Annotated in this window: 15 protein-coding genes and 1 pseudogene; 4 read left to right on the top strand and 12 right to left on the bottom strand. The window is 71.1% G+C overall.

What is annotated here, in order from left to right; translation table 11 throughout:
- The first annotated feature begins 20 nt into the window (after window positions 1-20).
- Entirely contained in the window at window positions 21-647 is a 627-nt protein-coding gene (locus CFW40_RS02915) for a GntR family transcriptional regulator (RefSeq protein WP_088796249.1), read from the top strand.
- 17 nt (window positions 648-664) lie between these two features.
- Here the strand turns inward: CFW40_RS02915 and CFW40_RS02910 are convergent, their stop codons facing one another.
- The 10 genes and pseudogenes from CFW40_RS02910 to CFW40_RS02870 all read right to left on the bottom strand — a co-directional run bounded on the left by CFW40_RS02910 (window position 665) and on the right by CFW40_RS02870 (window position 11138).
- Window positions 665-1459 (bottom strand): carbon-nitrogen hydrolase family protein, encoded by a 795-nt coding sequence (locus CFW40_RS02910; RefSeq protein WP_088796248.1) that lies wholly within the window; start codon window positions 1457-1459, stop codon window positions 665-667.
- 85 nt (window positions 1460-1544) lie between these two features.
- Complete coding sequence (locus CFW40_RS36940) at window positions 1545-1715, bottom strand: hypothetical protein (protein WP_176956593.1); 171 nt, start codon at window positions 1713-1715, stop codon at window positions 1545-1547.
- Between the two features lie 106 nt (window positions 1716-1821).
- Entirely contained in the window at window positions 1822-3243 is a 1422-nt protein-coding gene (gene aspA / locus CFW40_RS02905) for an aspartate ammonia-lyase (RefSeq protein WP_088796247.1), read from the bottom strand.
- A 68-nt stretch (window positions 3244-3311) separates the two neighbouring features.
- A complete protein-coding gene (locus tag CFW40_RS02900) occupies window positions 3312-4343 on the bottom strand; it encodes an asparaginase (RefSeq protein WP_088796246.1) in 1032 nt (343 codons plus the stop codon).
- A 257-nt stretch (window positions 4344-4600) separates the two neighbouring features.
- Window positions 4601-6079, bottom strand: a pseudogene (locus tag CFW40_RS02895) (amino acid permease); the annotation flags it as partial.
- Window positions 6076-6813 (bottom strand): FadR/GntR family transcriptional regulator, encoded by a 738-nt coding sequence (locus tag CFW40_RS02890; RefSeq protein ID WP_088796245.1) that lies wholly within the window; start codon window positions 6811-6813, stop codon window positions 6076-6078. The pseudogene CFW40_RS02895 and the gene CFW40_RS02890, both read right to left, overlap by 4 nt.
- Window positions 6814-6908: 95 nt before the next feature.
- Window positions 6909-7559 carry a GNAT family N-acetyltransferase gene (locus tag CFW40_RS02885; RefSeq protein WP_088796244.1) on the bottom strand — a complete coding sequence of 217 codons (651 nt, stop codon included), beginning with the start codon at window positions 7557-7559 and terminating at the stop codon, window positions 6909-6911.
- 96 nt (window positions 7560-7655) lie between these two features.
- Window positions 7656-8237 (bottom strand): DUF4352 domain-containing protein, encoded by a 582-nt coding sequence (locus tag CFW40_RS02880; RefSeq protein WP_088796243.1) that lies wholly within the window; start codon window positions 8235-8237, stop codon window positions 7656-7658.
- Between the two features lie 344 nt (window positions 8238-8581).
- On the bottom strand, window positions 8582-9274 hold the full coding sequence (locus tag CFW40_RS02875) for a response regulator (RefSeq protein ID WP_088796242.1): 693 nt from the start codon (window positions 9272-9274) through the stop codon (window positions 8582-8584).
- Window positions 9275-9461: 187 nt separating this feature from the next.
- Window positions 9462-11138, bottom strand: a complete 1677-nt coding sequence (locus tag CFW40_RS02870) for a sensor histidine kinase (protein ID WP_088796241.1) — start codon at window positions 11136-11138, stop codon at window positions 9462-9464.
- A gap of 274 nt (window positions 11139-11412) precedes the next feature.
- Between CFW40_RS02870 and CFW40_RS02865 the strand changes: the two genes are divergently transcribed.
- From CFW40_RS02865 to CFW40_RS02855, 3 genes are all read left to right on the top strand, one after another.
- The gene (locus CFW40_RS02865) at window positions 11413-12228 is read left to right on the top strand and encodes an ABC transporter ATP-binding protein (protein WP_088796240.1); all 816 of its coding nucleotides are present in this window, start codon (window positions 11413-11415) and stop codon (window positions 12226-12228) included.
- Window positions 12218-13090 (top strand): ABC transporter permease, encoded by an 873-nt coding sequence (locus tag CFW40_RS02860; RefSeq protein WP_088796239.1) that lies wholly within the window; start codon window positions 12218-12220, stop codon window positions 13088-13090. The genes CFW40_RS02865 and CFW40_RS02860 overlap by 11 nt, the downstream gene beginning before the upstream one ends.
- A gap of 61 nt (window positions 13091-13151) precedes the next feature.
- Complete coding sequence (locus CFW40_RS02855; protein WP_088796238.1) at window positions 13152-14177, top strand: ABC transporter substrate-binding protein; 1026 nt, start codon at window positions 13152-13154, stop codon at window positions 14175-14177.
- 80 nt (window positions 14178-14257) lie between these two features.
- Here CFW40_RS02855 and CFW40_RS02850 read toward each other — a convergent pair whose 3' ends face one another.
- Together CFW40_RS02850 and CFW40_RS02845 are read right to left on the bottom strand one after the other, a co-directional pair.
- Entirely contained in the window at window positions 14258-15154 is an 897-nt protein-coding gene (locus CFW40_RS02850; protein ID WP_088796237.1) for a DNA/RNA non-specific endonuclease, read from the bottom strand.
- Window positions 15155-15303: 149 nt separating this feature from the next.
- Window positions 15304-15495: a DUF6381 family protein gene (locus CFW40_RS02845; RefSeq protein ID WP_088796236.1), complete on the bottom strand. Its 192-nt coding sequence runs from the start codon at window positions 15493-15495 to the stop codon at window positions 15304-15306.
- Between the last annotated feature and the right edge of the window lie 288 nt (window positions 15496-15783).

Raw genomic sequence — 15783 nt, 5'->3', positions numbered from 1 at the left:
GAAGCGGGGGAGAGCGGGCGATGCAGTCGGGGCGCGAGAAGGCCTACGCGTATCTCAAGGACAGCGTGCTGACCGACCCGGAGATGCAGGACCGGTTCCTGTCCGAGCAGGAGATCGCGGACCGGATCGGCGTCTCCCGCACTCCGATCCGCGAGGCCCTGCTGCTGCTCGCCGCCGAGGACCTGGTGCGGCTGGTGCCCAAGCGCGGCGCGCACATCGCCCCGCTGTCCGGCCGCGAGATCAGGGAGCTGATGGAGATGCGCGGCCTGATCGAGCGCTTCGCCGCGCAGCGAACGGCGGACGACGGGACCGCACCCGTCGACGAGATGGCGGACATCCTGGCCCACCAGGCCACCCTGCGGGGCGAGGCGACCACCAAGGAGTTCATCGACGCCGACCACCGCTTTCACGCCACTCTCGTCGCCGCCGTCGGCAACACGTTGATGAGCCGCCAGTACGACGCCCTGCGCGGCCGCCAGATCCGGGCCGGCGTCCTGGCCCTCTACCGCTCCCGCAATCGCCAGGACGAGGTGCTTGCCGAGCACCGGCGGATCCTCGACGCCTTGGTGTCCGGGGATGCCGTGGCCGCCTGTGCGGCCATCGACAGCCACATCAAGGCGACCCGGCGCATCCTCCTGGCCGCCTGACCCGGCGGCCGACAGACCTACAGCTTCCGGTTGTCCAGCACCGCCACGGCCCGTCGCACCCGCCTGGCCTCCTCGGGATCCACGTCCGCGATCAGCAGGTCGGGCGTGCTGCCCAGCTGGGCGCGGACGGTTCCGTCGGGGCCGACCAGCGCGGTGTGCCCGACGCCGTTCGGCGCCGCGGCGGGCGCCTCGGGGTCGACCTGCGGATCCGGGGCAGCCTGGTCCACGGCCGCCATCCAGACGGTCGCGTCCAGGGCGCGCGCCCGCACCAGCAGGTCCCACTGCGCCCGCTTGCCCGGCCCCGCGGCCCATGACGCGGGGCACAGCGACAGCGTCGCCCCGGCGTCCGCATGCGCCCGGAACAGCTCCGGGAACCGCAGGTCGTAGCACGTCGCCAGGCCCACCCGGACGTCGTCGACATCGATGGTGACCACCCGGTGGCCCGGGGCGACCGTGTCGGACTCCCGGAAGCCGAACGCGTCATACAGATGGATCTTGTCGTAGGACTCCTCGACCTCGGGGCCGGTGGCCAGCAGGGTGTTGGCCACCCGCCCGTCGGGCGCGGGGGTGAACATGCCCGCCACCACCGTCACCCCCGTCTCCCGGGCAACCGCCCGGACGCCCTCGGCCCACGGCCCGTCCAGCGGCTCGGCCACCGCCGCGAGCGGCGCCCCGAACCGCACCATGGCCGCCTCGGGCAGGACCACCAGCCGGGCCTCCTCGCGCGCCGCGCGACGGACCTGGTCCTGGACGTCCACGAGGTTTTCCTTCGGATCGGTCGATGCCGTCATCTGGCACAGCGCGATGCGCATACGGATCTCTCTTCTCTCGTGCGGGTCGGTCTCGTGCCGGTCGGTGTCGTCGGAACTCTGCGGAACCCGGTGCCGGGCGCCCGCCTCAGCGGCCGGGTGTCTCCCGGACCATCCTCCCCGGCGACCGCCCGGCGCCCTTCGCCGGGCGGGTGAACTCCTCGTCCTCATCGTGCGCCGGATCCCGGCCCAGCAGCACTCCCACGATGGTGACCACGGCGGTTCCGGCCAGGTACAGCGGCGGCGGCAGCCGGGGCACACCGCAGCCGCCGAAGACGGCGGGCCGGGCAGGCGCCCTCCCGGTGGGGGTGCCTGCCCGGCCCGTACGGGATCCGATCCCGCGGCTGCCGCGGGACGGCGAGGGCTCAGACGCCGGCCGCCTCCCGGCCCGTGCCGGCGATCTCCTCCGGGCGCAGCAGGGCGGCGAGCCGGTCGGCCGGGAGCAGTCCCTGCTCCAGGACCAGTTCGGCGACGCCGCGCCCGGTGGCGAGCGCTTCCTTGGCGATCGCGGTGGCCGCGGTGTAGCCGATGTGCGGGTTGAGCGCGGTGACCAGCCCGATGGAGTTCTCCACGCTTGCGCGCAGCGTCTCGGTGTTGGCGGTGATGCCCGCGACGCAGCGCTCGGCGAGGGTGCGGCAGGCGGCCCCCAGGTGGGTGATGCTCTCCGAGAGGGAGTGCAGGATCACCGGCTCGAAGGCGTTGAGCTGGAGCTGGCCCGCCTCGGCGGCCATGGTGATGGTGACGTCGTTGCCGATGACCTCGAAGGCGACCTGGTTGACGACCTCCGGGATCACCGGGTTGACCTTGCCCGGCATGATGCTCGAACCGGCCTGCACCGGCGGCAGGTTGATCTCCGCGAGGCCCGCCCGCGGTCCCGAGGAGAGCAGCCGCAGATCGTTGCAGCTCTTGGAGAGCTTGACGGCGACGCGCTTGAGGACACCCGACAGATGGACGAACGCCCCGCAGTCCTGGGTGGCCTCGACGAGGTTGGCCGCGGTGACCAGGGGCAGGCCGGTGAGGGCGGCCAGGTGCTCGCGGGCCGCTTCGGCGTAGCCCAGGGGGGCGTTGAGGCCGGTACCGATGGCCGTGGCGCCGAGGTTGATCTCGTGGATGAGCAGGACCGCCTCCGCCAGCCGGCTCTGGTCCTCCTCCAGCATCACCGCGTACGCCGAGAACTCCTGGCCCAGGGTCATCGGCACCGCGTCCTGGAGCTGGGTGCGCCCCATCTTGAGAACGTCGCGGAACTCCTCGGCCTTGGCGGCGAAGGCCTCGCGCAGCACGGTCATCGCGTCGAGCAGTTCCCGCACGGCGATGATCGTGGCGACATTGACGGCCGTCGGGTAGACGTCGTTCGTCGACTGGCTGAGGTTGACGTGCTCGTTGGGGTGCAGCCGGCGGTAGTCGCCCTTGTCGTGGCCCAGGAGCTCCAACGCCCGGTTGGCGATCACCTCGTTGGCGTTCATGTTCGTCGACGTACCGGCACCGCCCTGGATGACATCGACGACGAACTGGTCGTGCAGCTTCCCGCCGTCCCGGATCTCCCGGCAGGCGGCGGCGATCGCGTCGGCCCGCTCGGAATCGAGCAGCCCCAGATCCTCGTTGGCGCGGGCCGCGGCCTCCTTGACGGCGGCGAGCGCATCGATCAGGTGCGGGTAGGTGGCGATCGGCGTACCGGTGATGGGGAAGTTCTCCACGGCGCGCAGGGTGTGCACGCCCCAGTACGCGTCGGCGGGTATCTCGCGGTCGCCGAGCAGATCGTGTTCGCGGCGGTGACGGGCGGCAGTCATGGTGCAGGTGGTCCTTTGCGAGGGGGAGGGGGCCCAGGGGAGGGGCCCAGGGGAGGGAGGGGCCGGCGTCAGGCGCCGCGTGAGGTCAGTGCGTCCGTCGCCCGCAGCGTGCCGACCGGTGCGCCACCGCCGATGACGGGGGTGGAAGCGAAGGGGGCGAGGACGCCGGGGTCGATTCCGCAGTGCGCCAGGGCCGCCGCCGTCACCGGCATCCGGGCGCGGTCGGCGCCGTCGGCTATCTTCACGCCGACCGCCCGCCCGTCCGGCAGCGCCGCGATCTGCACCCCCTCGAAGCCGTCCTTGGCCAGCAGGCCCGGCACCGCCTCTACCAGGCGGGCCACGTCCCGGCCGCTGCCGGAGACCATCGTCGGGTGCTCGCGCATGGCGTGGGCGACCCTGCCCTCGCCGGTGCCGGGGGCGGCCGACGCCAGCCGGGCCGCGGCCCGGGCCAGACCGTGCAGGGACACGGCGAACAGCGGGGCGCCGCAGCCGTCGACGGTGACGTGGGCGATGCCCTGGCCGGTGAGGTCCGCCACGGTCGCGGCGAGCTCCTGCTGCAGCGGATGCCCCGGGTCGAGGTAGTCGTCCAGCCGCCAGCCCCGGGTGCGGGCGGTCAGCAGCATGGCCGCGTGCTTGCCCGAGCAGTTCTGCGCGAGCCGGGTGGGCCCGAGGCCACGGCCGATCCATTCGTCCCGTACGGCGGGGTCGTACGGCAGATCGGGGACATTGCGCAGCTGGTCCTCGGCCAGCCCGGCGACGGCGAGGATGCGCCGGGCGGTGGCCAGATGCGGTTCCTCGCCGGAGTGGCTGGCCGCGACCAGGGCCAGCGCCTCGTCGTCGAGCGGCGGCAGCCCCGCGCGCAGCAGGCCGACCGCCTGGAGCGGCTTGAGCGCCGAGCGCGGATAGAACGCGGCCTCGATGTCGCCCGCCTGGAATTCCACGCTCCCGTCGGCCGCCAGCACCACGACCGAGCCGTGGTGGACGCCCTCGACGAGTCCGCCGCGCACCACATGGGCGACGGGCACGTGGGCCGGTTCGCGGACCACGGGCGGCGCGCCCGCGGTGCGGTGCGGCGGCAGGGTGGTGCTGCTCTGACTCATGATCAGTTCTCGGTGCTTTCCGTGCTGTTGGAGCGGTTGGAGCTATTGGTGTTGCCGGTACTGCTTGTGCTGCCGGTACTGCCGGTACTGCCGGTGCTGCCGGTACTGCTTGTGCTGCTCGGGCCGCCGGGGCTGTCGGTGCCGGGGTCGTCCCCGGGGTGCGGGGTGGGTGCGGTGCTGCCGGGTCCGGCCACGCTGCCGGGTCCGGCCGTATCGCCGGTGCTGTCGGTGCCGCCGGTGGTCGCCGGCCCGCCGCTCTCGCCTGCCGCCGCGTCCCGGAGGGCGCCCACCCGGCCCCGTACCAGGAACCAGCCGCCGACCAGCAAGGCCACGATCGCGGGCAGGGCCAGCACGGTGGTGCGGCCGGCTCCGCCGTCGGCCCACATCAGCACCAGGACGAGGGCGAGGAAGGCCAGCGTCACGCTCTCGGTCCAGGGCGAGCCGGGGAGCCGGTAGCCGGGGCGGACGAGCATCCCGGCCCTGGCCTTCCGCCAGAAGAGCAGATGACAGATCATGATCATGGCCCAGGTGCTGAGGATGCCGATCGCCGCGAAGTTCAGCACGATCTCGAACGCCTCACTCGGCACGACGTAGTTGAGCCCCACGCCCAGGACGCAGATCCCCGACGTGAGCAGAATGCCGCCGTAGGGGACCTGGCTGCGGCTCATCACCCCGGTGAACCGCGGCGCGGAGCCGGACATCGCCATCGAGCGCAGAATGCGCCCGGTGGAGTAGAGGCCGGAGTTGAGGCTGGACATCGCGGCGGTGAGCACGACGAGGTTCATCACGCCGCCCGCGGCCGGTATCCCGACACGGGACAGCACGGTCACGAAGGGGCTCTCGGCGGCCGAGTACGAGGTCCAGGGCAGCAGCATCGCCAGCAGCACCACCGAGCCGACGTAGAACAGCGCCACCCGCCACATGATGGAGTTGATCGCCTTCGGCATGACCTTCGCCGGATCCGCGGTCTCGCCCGCCGTGACACCGACCAGCTCGACCGACGCGTAGGCGAACACCACACCCTGGATGACCAGCAGCATCGCCAGGGCCCCGGTCGGGAAGAGCCCGCCGTGGTCGGCGATCAGCGAGGGGCCGGGGGTGGTGCCGCCGACCGGGTGCCGGGTGACGAGCAGGAAGATGCCGATCAGCATGAAGACGACCAGCGCACCGACCTTGACGAGCGAGAACCAGAATTCCAGCTCACCGAAGAACTTCACGGAGATGAGGTTCACGGTCAGCACGACCGCGAGCGCGATCAGCGCGATCACCCACTGCGGGACGTGGGAGAACATGCCCCAGTAGTGCGTATAGGTCGCCACCGCCGTGATGTCGGCGATCCCGGTGGTCGCCCAGTTCAGGAAGTACATCCAGCCCGCGACGAACGCCCCCTTCTCACCGAGGAATTCGCGGGCGTACGACACGAACGCACCCGAGGACGGCCGGTGCAGCACCAGCTCACCCAGCGCACGCACCACCAGGAAGGCGAACAGGCCGCAGACCGCGTACGCCACCGCCAGCGACGGCCCGGCGCCGGCGAGCCGGCCGCCCGCGCCGAGGAAGAGCCCGGTGCCGATGGCCCCGCCGATCGCGATCATGTTGATGTGCCGGGACGTGAGGGACTTCTGGTACCCGGCGTCACCGGCGTCCATGTGCTCGCCGGACGACCGCTGCGCGCCGTCCTGCCCCACTGCTTGTCGTTGCTGCCGTTCCGCCTGCCGGAGGGATTGCTCGCTCACGCGTGATCCTCGTCTTCCGTGGAGGGGCCCGCACGGTGTGGTGGCCGCACGATGGTGGTCAGCGTCGTCTCGACGCGGGCGAGGTGGTGCGCCATGGCTTCCACCGCGTCGTGCTCACTGCTGTCGACAAGCGCCTCGACGATCGCCCGGTGCTCGCGGTTCGACTGCTCGCGCCGCCCGCCGAGCTCATTGAGGAAGGCCGACTGGCGGGCCAGCGCATCGCGGATCTCCTCGATGACCCGGCGGAAGACCGGATTGCGGGCCGCCTGCGCGACGGCGAGGTGGAAGAGGGAGTCCATCGCCACCCATGCGGTGGTGTCGGTCTCCTGCTCCATCCGCTCCAGCAGACGGTTCAGCTGGTCGAGGTCCTCCGGCGTACGGCGCAGCGCCGCGTAACCGGCCACCGGGATCTCGACATGCCGGCGCACTTCCAGGAGGTCGCTCGCCGCGTAGTCGCCGAAGGTGGGGTCCGCCACCGCGCCGTCGGAGACGACGAAGGTGCCCTTGCCGGTACGCGAGACGGTCAGCCCCATGGTCTGGAGCGCGCGCAGCGCCTCCCGGAGCACGGGTCTGCTCACTTCCAGCCGACGGCAGAGCTCCGCCTCCGAGGGGAGCTTGTCCCCGACCGCGTAGTCACCCCGCTCGATGGCGTCGCGCAGATGGTGCAGGACCGCTTCCATGGCGCTGATCCGACGGGGGGCCTCGCCAGCTGTCTGGCTGTCTGACAGGTTCACCCCGGGATCGTCAGGCCCGGCCGGGGGAGCTGTCAAGGGGTGGGACGCAGGGGGTCTCCCGGAGGCGGATCCCGCGCCTCTTCGTGACGAAGCCGCTACTGCCGGTGCGGGGCTTGCCGCTCCGGCCGCTCCGGCCGCTCCGGCTGCTCCGGCTGCTGCGGCCGTCCCGGCTGCCCGCTTCCGCGGAAGTCCAGCATGTAGAAGACCTTGTCGTAGCGGCGTCCGCCCATGGCGACGAAGTCGGGGAGACGGCCGTACTCACGAAAGCCGAGCGACCGGTAGAGGGCCAGCGCCCGGGTGTTATCGGCCCGCGCGTCCAGGGTGAGGACCTCGATCCCGGCCTCCCGGGCGTCCCCGACCAGCGCGGCGGTCAGCGACCGGCCCACACCCCGCCCGTGCGCCCCGTGCGCCACCGCAAGCTTCTCCAGGTCCGCGTGCTGCCGATTGGTCGGACGGGCATAGCGCAGCCAGTACCCCAGCCCGACCAGCCGGCGCCCGGCGTACGCCGCCCGCAGCGCGCCGTCCCCGGCCCGCGCGGCGCGCAGCACCCGCCCGACGAGCTCCGCCACCTCGTCCGCCGGGGGCGGATCGGTCCAGCCGAGCGGGGCACCGCCCCGGACCAGCTCCGCCAGGATCCGGTGCGCCGCCACGGCGAACCCGGCCGCCAGCTCCGGATCGCCGGACAGCTGCCCCGCGTCGAGAAGGTCAAGCTCGGGGCTGGTCCCACCAGGAGTCGCGGCATTCATGACAGGCAGCCTAAAGGCCGTCCCGTAAGTGACCTACGGTGGACGGCCAGTTGGGCCAGGGCGCGGGCGGGCGGCGCTGAGGTGCCTCCGTGAGGTCTACCGGGACGGCATCTCGAAGCGGAGCGAGGCGGTTCCCCGTGTGTCGTAGTAGGTGACGCTGCCGCCCTTCTGTGGCACGTCGAGGACGATATCTCCGGTCACCCCCTGGCCAGGATGGTATGTGGTGCCGACGTCCTGGGTGCCGGTTGATATCAGCGTCGACACCTCTTGCTCTGTCGTGGCCTTGTCCTTCCATTTCATGTTCCGGTACGGGGTGAAGGTGCCGTCCTGGTGGCCTGTATTCGTTACTTCGACGGTGATGATGGCGTAGGAGCCCTTGGGTTTTGCTTCGCCGATTTCCGATGGGGTGACGTACTTCGCGGCGTGGAAGGTGACAGACATCGTTGTGGCGTTGCCGGAATTGTCCCTCGCGGTGTAGGTGCGGGTTTTCCCGATGGAGAGGGCGGGAGGCTCGGTCGCTCCCTTGGGTGCGTCCGCGGATTTCTCCGGCCCGGCAGCGGTGGAAGACGCCGAAGGCTTTTTGGAGGCGTCGCCGGAAGCCGATGAGCAGCCGGCCACGGCTCCGGTGGCGGTCAGAGCGGCGATGAATAATGCAGCGCTTCGGCTGTACGGGCGCATGGTGTTCCCCTCCGGTACTTCAGCGGTCCCTGGCTTGTGAATGCGTGAACTGTACGGCACATCACGACGCTTGAGGCGGCCGAGTCGGATGCGTGGGGGCAGTTGCGCCCTTCCTTGCCTGATGGCCGGCCCCGGCAGCCGGTCAAAGGCCTGCCTGCGTCCGCCCCCAGTCGTTGGACGGTGAGTCAAGCGCGAAGACCGAGGCGCCGGCCGAGATGGCTGCGCAGGCGGGCGGAGGCTCCGCGCAGAGCGCCGAGTTGGCGTATCTCTTCCGTGGCGAGTTCGGTCCGTGCCGCCGGCGCGAGCACGGCGGCATAGGGGCGTTCGCCACCGGTTTCGGCCGTTCAGTGGCTGCTCGCCCAGCGGTAGCGGTGTTCGGGGCGGCCGGTGTCGCCGTATTTGAGGGTGAGGGTGATGTGGCCGCTGCGTTCGAGGTGTTTGAGGTAGCGCTGGGCCGTGGAGCGGCTGACGCCGGCGCGTTCGGCCACCTCGTGGGCGGACAGCGGGTGCCCGGCGGTGTCCAGGACCCGGCGGATCAGGTCGACGGTCGCCGCCGAGTGGCCTTTGGGGAGTTCGGTGTGCGGGGAGTCGGTGGTCCGGAAGGCGCCGAAGATCCGGTCCACCTGCTCCTGGCCCGCCTCGCCGCGTCCCCCCACCCCCTCCACGGTGCGGCGCAGCGCCGCATAGCCCTCAAGTTTGGCGCGCAGCCCGGAGAAGCCGAACGGTTTGACGAGGTATTGCAGCGCGCCGCAGCGCATCGCGTCCTGGACCGTGGTGACGTCACGGGCGGCGGTCACCATGATCACGTCGGTGCGGTGGCCGAGTTGGCGGAGCCGTCGCACCAGTGACAGGCCCGTTTCGTCGGGCAGGTAGTGGTCGAGCAGTACCAGATCGGCGGGGGTGCGCTCCAGGGAGGCCAGCGCCTGGGCGGCGGTGTGGGCACGGCCGGTGACCCGGAAGCCGGATACCTGGGACACATACGCGGCATTGATCTCGGCGACGTGGAAGTCATCGTCCACGACCAGGACATCGATCATCGTGATGCTCCGCTCGGCAGGGGTCTTCGCGCCGGCGGCTCCGTTCCCACACGGAGCCCAGTTCGCTCGCGGCGCCCTGTTCCCTTGCGATGCCCCGTTGCCTTGCGGTGCCCCATTCCGTCGCGGCGCTCCGGCCGTCGTGGCACTCCGGTCACCGTGGTACTCCTTTCGTCGTGATTCGCCCGCTTCACCGTGGCTCTCCCGCGGTGGTGAGCCGGCGCACGGGCGCGTCGTCGTGCCGGGCGAGTGCTTCGGGGAGGACGACGGTGAAGACCGCACCGCCGCCCGCGCGGGCGGTCACCCGGGCCATCCCGCCGTAGCGCTCGGCGAGCCGGCGCACCAGCGCGAGGCCGATGCCCCGGCCGCGGTGGAAAGCCACCGGGCGGGCGGACGGCGCGGTTCCGGGGGCGCGCGCGGCGGCCTTGGTGGACCAGCCCTCGGCGAAGATCCGCTCCCGTAGCTCCGGCGGCACCCCCGGCCCCGTGTCCGAGACCCGCAGCACGGCGGTGGTGTGCTCGGCCCGCAACTCCACCTCGACGAACGGCTCGTCGCGGCGGCGCTCCCCGGTGGCGTCCAGCGCATTGTCGATGAGGTTGCCCAGCACGGTCACCAGGTCGCGCGGGTCGACCACCGCATCGGGCAGCAGCGTCGTGGACGACACCCGCAGCGACACCCCGCGTTCGGCGGCGACGGCGGCCTTGCCGACGAGCAGTGCGGACAGCAGCGGGTCGTGCACCCGCTCCGCGATCTGTTCCGCGGAGGCCCGCTGGGCGCTGGCCACTTCGCTGACGAACTCCACCGCCCTTTCGTACCGGCCCAGCTCCAGCAGCCCGCGCAGGGTGTGCAGTTGATTGGCGTGTTCGTGATCCTGGGCCCGGAGCGCGTCCAGCAGCCCCTGGGTGCCGTCCAGTTCGCGGCCCAGCAGCTCCAGCTCGGTGCGGTCCCGCAGGGTCACCACCGCCCCGCCGTCCTGGGTCGGCATCCGGTTGGCGACCAGCACCCGCCCGCCGCTGACGGCCAGCAGATCCGTGCCGTCCACCCGCCCGGCCAGCACATCCGTCGTCCGCCCCGGCGGCAGCACCTCGTCCAGGGCCCGGCCCGCGGCCCGCGCGTCCAGGCCCAGCAGCCGCGCGGCCTCGTCGTTCACCAGCCGGATGCGGCCGCGCCGGTCGAAGGCGACGACGCCCTCCCGGATGCCGTGCAGCATCGCCTCCCGCTCGTCGAGCAGGGCGGAGATATCGGCGAACGCCACCCCGTGCGTACGACGCCGCAGCCTCCGGGAGAGCGCGACCGCGGCCAGCACCCCGACGGCCAGCGCCGCGCCCGCGTACCGCAGCAGCGCGGGGATGGTGCCGAACAGCCGCCCCCGGACACTGTCGTAGGCGATACCGACCGACACCGCGCCGACGATCCGGCCCCGGTCGTCGCGCAGCGGCACCTTGGCGCGGGCCGACCGCCCCAGCGTCCCGGTGTCGATCTGCCGCACCTGCCGCCCGGCGAGGGTCCGGCTCGGGTCCGTGGAGACATGCCGGCCGATCTCGTCGGTGTGGGTGTGCGACCAGCGCACCCCGTGGGTGTCCATCACGACGACGTACAGCGCCCCGGTCGCGGTACGGATCCGTTCCGCTTCGGCCTGCACCGGCCCGTGCGCCGCCGGTTCGGTGGTGACCAGCTCCCGGGCGAGGTCCGGTGCGGCGGCGGTGGTCTGGGCGATGGACAGCGCCCGGCGCATCGCCTGGTCGTCCAGCTCGGAGCTGAGCGGGGCGAGGAACAGGCCGGTGGCGAGCACCATGACACCGGTGGTCAGGGCGACTTGCGCGGTGAGCACCTGTGCAAAGACCCGTCGGGGCCAGCGGATCCGCATCGGGTCTCCCTTGTCTCCGCCCTCCGCACCCTTGCGGAACCGAATCGTCCTTTTTCGCTGCGCGATGCCTGCGTCTTTCACCTCGCGAGGGCCCGCACCTTTTACTTCGCGATCACCGCACCGTAAGCCGTGCGTGAGCGCCCGCACACCCCCTGGTGACGACTTAGCCGTTCTAGCGTGAGCAAAATGAGCACAACAGGGTTTGCGCGCAGAAAGGTCGCTTGCGCCCACAAGGCTGCCGCTGTGGCCCGGATCACTCCTAGCCTCCCGACCCATGAACAGCCACACGAGCCCCGCGATCGAACTGCGGGGTACGAGCAAGGCCTTCCGGACGCCCTCGGGGGCGCTGCACACGGCCGTCCGGGACCTGGATCTGGTCGTCGAACGCGGTGAGTTCGTCGCGGTCGTCGGCCCCACCGGGTGCGGTAAATCCACCACGCTGACCCTGGTCAGCGGCCTGGAAGAGCCCACGGAAGGCGACGTACTGGTCGCCGGGGAGCCGGTGCGCGGCATCGGGGACAAGATCGGGTTCGTCTTCCAGCAGGACGCGGTCTTCCCCTGGCGCACCGTGCTGTCGAATGTGATGGCCGGCCCCCGGTTCCGCGGCGTACCGAAGCCCGAGGCCAGAGAGCGGGCACGGGAATGGCTCGCCCGGGTCGGTCTTGCGGCGTTCGAGGACCGCTATCCGCACCAGCTCTCCGGTGGGCAGCGCAAACGAGTCGCCCTCGCCGCGACCTTCGTCAACGACCCCGAAATCCTGCTCATGGACGAGCCGTTCTCCGCCCTCGATGTGCAGACCCGGGCGCTGATGTCGGACGAACTGCTGGAGCTGTGGTCGGGGACCGGCGCCTCCGTCGTCTTCGTCACCCACGACCTGGAGGAATCCATCGCCCTCGCCGACAAGGTGGTCGTCATGACCGCGGGCCCGGCAACCGTCAAGGAGGTCTTCGCGATCGATCTGCCGCGCCCCCGCAAGGTCGAATCGGTCCGGCTGGAGCCGCGGTTCCTGGAGATCTACCGGGAGATCTGGTCCTCGCTCGGCGAAGAGGTCCGTATCACCCGCGAGAGGGGTGCCGCGGATGTCGCCTGAGACCGAGACCGCGCTTCCGGCCAAGCCCCGAGCGGGCCGTACGGACCGTTCACAGGCCAGGGCCCGGGCCGCGCGCCACCACAAGCTCCTGGTCCACGGCACCCGGGTGCTGCTGCTCGTCGCGCTGACCGGACTGTGGGAGTGGCTGGCCCGCGCCGCCGTCATCGACCCGTTCAACTTCTCCATGCCCTCCAGGATCTGGAACCAGATGAGCCAGTGGGCGCTGCACGGCACCCCGCAGGGCTCGCTGTGGGAGCAGATCTGGTACACGCTCTACGAAGCGCTCCTCGGCTGGGTGATCGGCGTCATCGGGGGTGTGGTGCTGGGGATCGCGCTCGGCCGCATCCGCTTCCTGGCGGATGTGCTCGGCCCGTACATCAAGGTGCTCAACGCACTGCCGCGCATCGTCCTGGCCCCCATCTTCCTCATCTGGTTCGGTCTGGGGCCGGCCTCCAAGGTCGCCTCCGCCGTGGTCCTCGTCTTCTTCCCGGTCTTCTTCAACGCCTTTCAGGGCGCCCGGGAGGTCGACCGCAACCTGGTCGCCAACTCCCGGATCCTGGGGGCGAGCAACCGCCAGGTCACCCTGCAGGTGGTGATCCCCTCCGCCACTTCATGGATCTTCACCAGCCTGCATGTCAGCTTCGGCTTCGCGCTGATCGGCGCGATCGTCGGCGAGTACATCGGGGCGACCAAGGGCCTGGGTCTGCTGGTCTCGGCGTCCCAGGGCACCTTCAACGCGGCCGGTGTTTACGCCGCGATGGTGATCCTCGCCGTCGTCGCCCTGCTCGCCGAGGGGCTGCTCGCCTTCCTCGAAAGGCGGCTCTTCCGCTGGAAGCCGGCCGACGCCGGCGACGGCCGCTGAGCCTCGCGCCCCTCGCAGCCCCCTTCCCTCCTTCTCCTTTCCACCTCACAAGGACGTGACCATGCCCACCGCACGGAAGATCTCGGCCGCCGTGGCCGCCACCGCCCTCGCCCTGACCACCCTCACCGCCTGCGGTGGCTCCCCGGCCGCCGGCTCCGATGACAAGAACGGCAAGATCAAGATCATGGTGGGCGGCCTGGACAAGGTCATCTATCTGCCCGCGAGACTCACCCAGCAACTCGGCTACTTCGAGGACGAAGGCGTCCACGTCACGCTGCTGACCGAACCGGCCGGTGTGCAGGCCACCACCTCGCTGGTCTCCGGCGACGTAGAGGGCGTCGTCGGCTTCTACGACCACACCCTCGATCTGCAGGTCAAGGGCAAGCAGGTGGAATCGGTGGTCCAGCTCGCGCACGCCCCCGGCGAGGTCGAGGTCGTCTCCGACAAGGCGGCCGGTGACCTCACCTCGGCCAAGGACTTCGCGGGCAAGAAGCTCGGCGTCACCGGCCTCGGCTCCTCCACCGACTTCCTGACCAAGTACCTCGCGGTGAAGAACGGGGTGCAGACCAACGAGTTCACCCCGGTGGCGGTCGGCGCCGGCCAGACCTTCATCTCAGCTCTGCGGCAGGGCTCGATCCAGGGCGGGATGACCACGGACCCCACGGTCGCGCAGATCCTGGACAAGAAGCTCGGCAAAATCCTCATCGACATGCGCACCCCCGAGGGCTCGAAGAAGGCGCTCGGCGGCGCCTACCCCTCGTCCAGCCTCTACATGAACACCGACTGGGTGAACAGCCACAAGGAGACCGTGCGGAAGCTGGCCCGCGCCTTCGTGAAGACCCTCAAGTGGATGTCCACGCACACCGCCGAACAGATCGCCGCGAAGATGCCGTCCGACTACGCGCAGGGCGGCAAGGAACTGTACGCCCGGTCGATCAAGGACACCCTGCCGATGTTCACCAAGGACGGGGTGATGCCGGCCGACGGCCCCGCGACCGTCGAACGCGTCCTGAAGGCCTTCAACCCCAACCTCAAGAACGCCACGGTGGACTTGAAGAAGACCTACACCACCGAATTCGTCAAATAGGCAGGGGCGGCCCGCCCACACGGTGCCGTACAAGGGGGAGCCCCCAACCCTCGGGTCGTACGGCTCGCGGCTCTGGCCCCTCAGCGGCGCTGCAGCACGATGTCGTCGTGTGAGGCGAGCCGTTTCCAGCGGTCCTCCGGGGTGCGTGCGACGGGCATCAGATCGGCGGCAGGAAGGGGGCCCAGGTTCAGCGAGGTGAGCTCGGCGACATCCGTCACCGGCACCTGGAACGTCCGGAAGGCGCCCAGCACCGGGGGCGCCCCGGGTGTTGCCCCGGCCAGGGCACGCTCGGCGTCCCAGATCAGGTCCGGGCTCTGGTCGAGTGCGTACGCCGTCGCCGCCAGCGAGCCGTCCCGGAGGAACGCCGCCACCTTCCAGAAGCGCAGCGGTACCTGGACGCCCCGGTACGGCGGGTCCGAGTCGTGCAGTACGGGTCCGGTGAGGACGGCCAGCCTGCGGCCGGGCCGGGCGGCGTGGTCGAGCAGATAGCCCGCCAGCCCCTCCCAGACCTGCCTGCTCCGATTGCACACATCCGCCTGCGGGGCGGCATTCGGGTAGTGAAAGGTGTCCGCATGCGCCTGGTGGGCCTCGGCGGCCTCGCCCCACACGGGATCGAGCCGGCCCACCAGATGCCCCTTGTCCAGGGAGTTGTTCCGGTAGACCTCCTCGCCGGTCTGCCGGTCCTTGTCCAGCCGCGGATCGAGCTGCCAGTCGCGCTCCGGCGGCACCTGCGGCGGCAGCCGCTCACCGTCGATGCAGACCGCGGTGGCCGCCGCCATCCGCCGGTCCGGTCGCAGCACCACGGTGAAGTGGGTGTAGGGCAGCACCACCGTCTCCACGGCGGGACCGGCGGGCACCGGCAGCGGTACCGGTACCCCGAGGAAGTGCTCGTCGTAGCCCGCACGGCCGGCCGTGGACGGCCCGGACACCGTCCGGGCCACGGCCCCGGCGGCCCGTGGGGGCTCGGAGGGAATCATGCGGTCACCGCTTCCCGGCCGCACCGACCGCTGACCGGTGCCCGCCGCGAAGCCACTCGAACAGCCGGACGCTCGGCGACGCCCCGCACGAGGCCTCAAGTGGGACGGCGAAGCCCTACGCGGAACGGCGCGGCCCGGCCGGTCCGGCCTCACTCGGAGGGGTAGATGTCTCCGCTGGCCATACCGCTTTCCTGCTCACTCTGGGACAGGAGCCTGCGGGCCTTCTCCTGGAGCCGCTTCCGCTCCTCCGGGTCGCCGGCGCGTTCCGCGGCCGCCTGCAGTTCCTGGGCCTTGTCGCGCATCTGCTGGATGCGTCCGTGGGATTCTCCTGTTGCGCTCATGATCTGTCCTTCACCGGTGTGGTGTATGGAGCTCCACCTACCAGCGAATCAGGCCCGGCGGGCCTCGGCACGTCGAAGCGTCACGTCTCGTGGTGGGGCGGATACGTCCGCCGTCACAGGGGCCGCCGGGGGCGGCGCGCCCGGGCGTACCGGCGTGTCTCCACCGGATGGCCTTCCTGAATGGCGGGGGCACACCGAAGGGACGTTGGCTGAGGCACAGCACTCTCAACGTCCGCCGAGTGTCAGCGCTCCTGGTGTTTGACGCTCCCCTCGTTCAGTGGAGTCCCT

The organism is Streptomyces sp. 2114.4 (genome assembly GCF_900187385.1).
Classification (GTDB): domain Bacteria; phylum Actinomycetota; class Actinomycetes; order Streptomycetales; family Streptomycetaceae; genus Streptomyces; species Streptomyces mooreae.
This window is presented reverse-complemented; position numbering and strand designations above follow the sequence as displayed.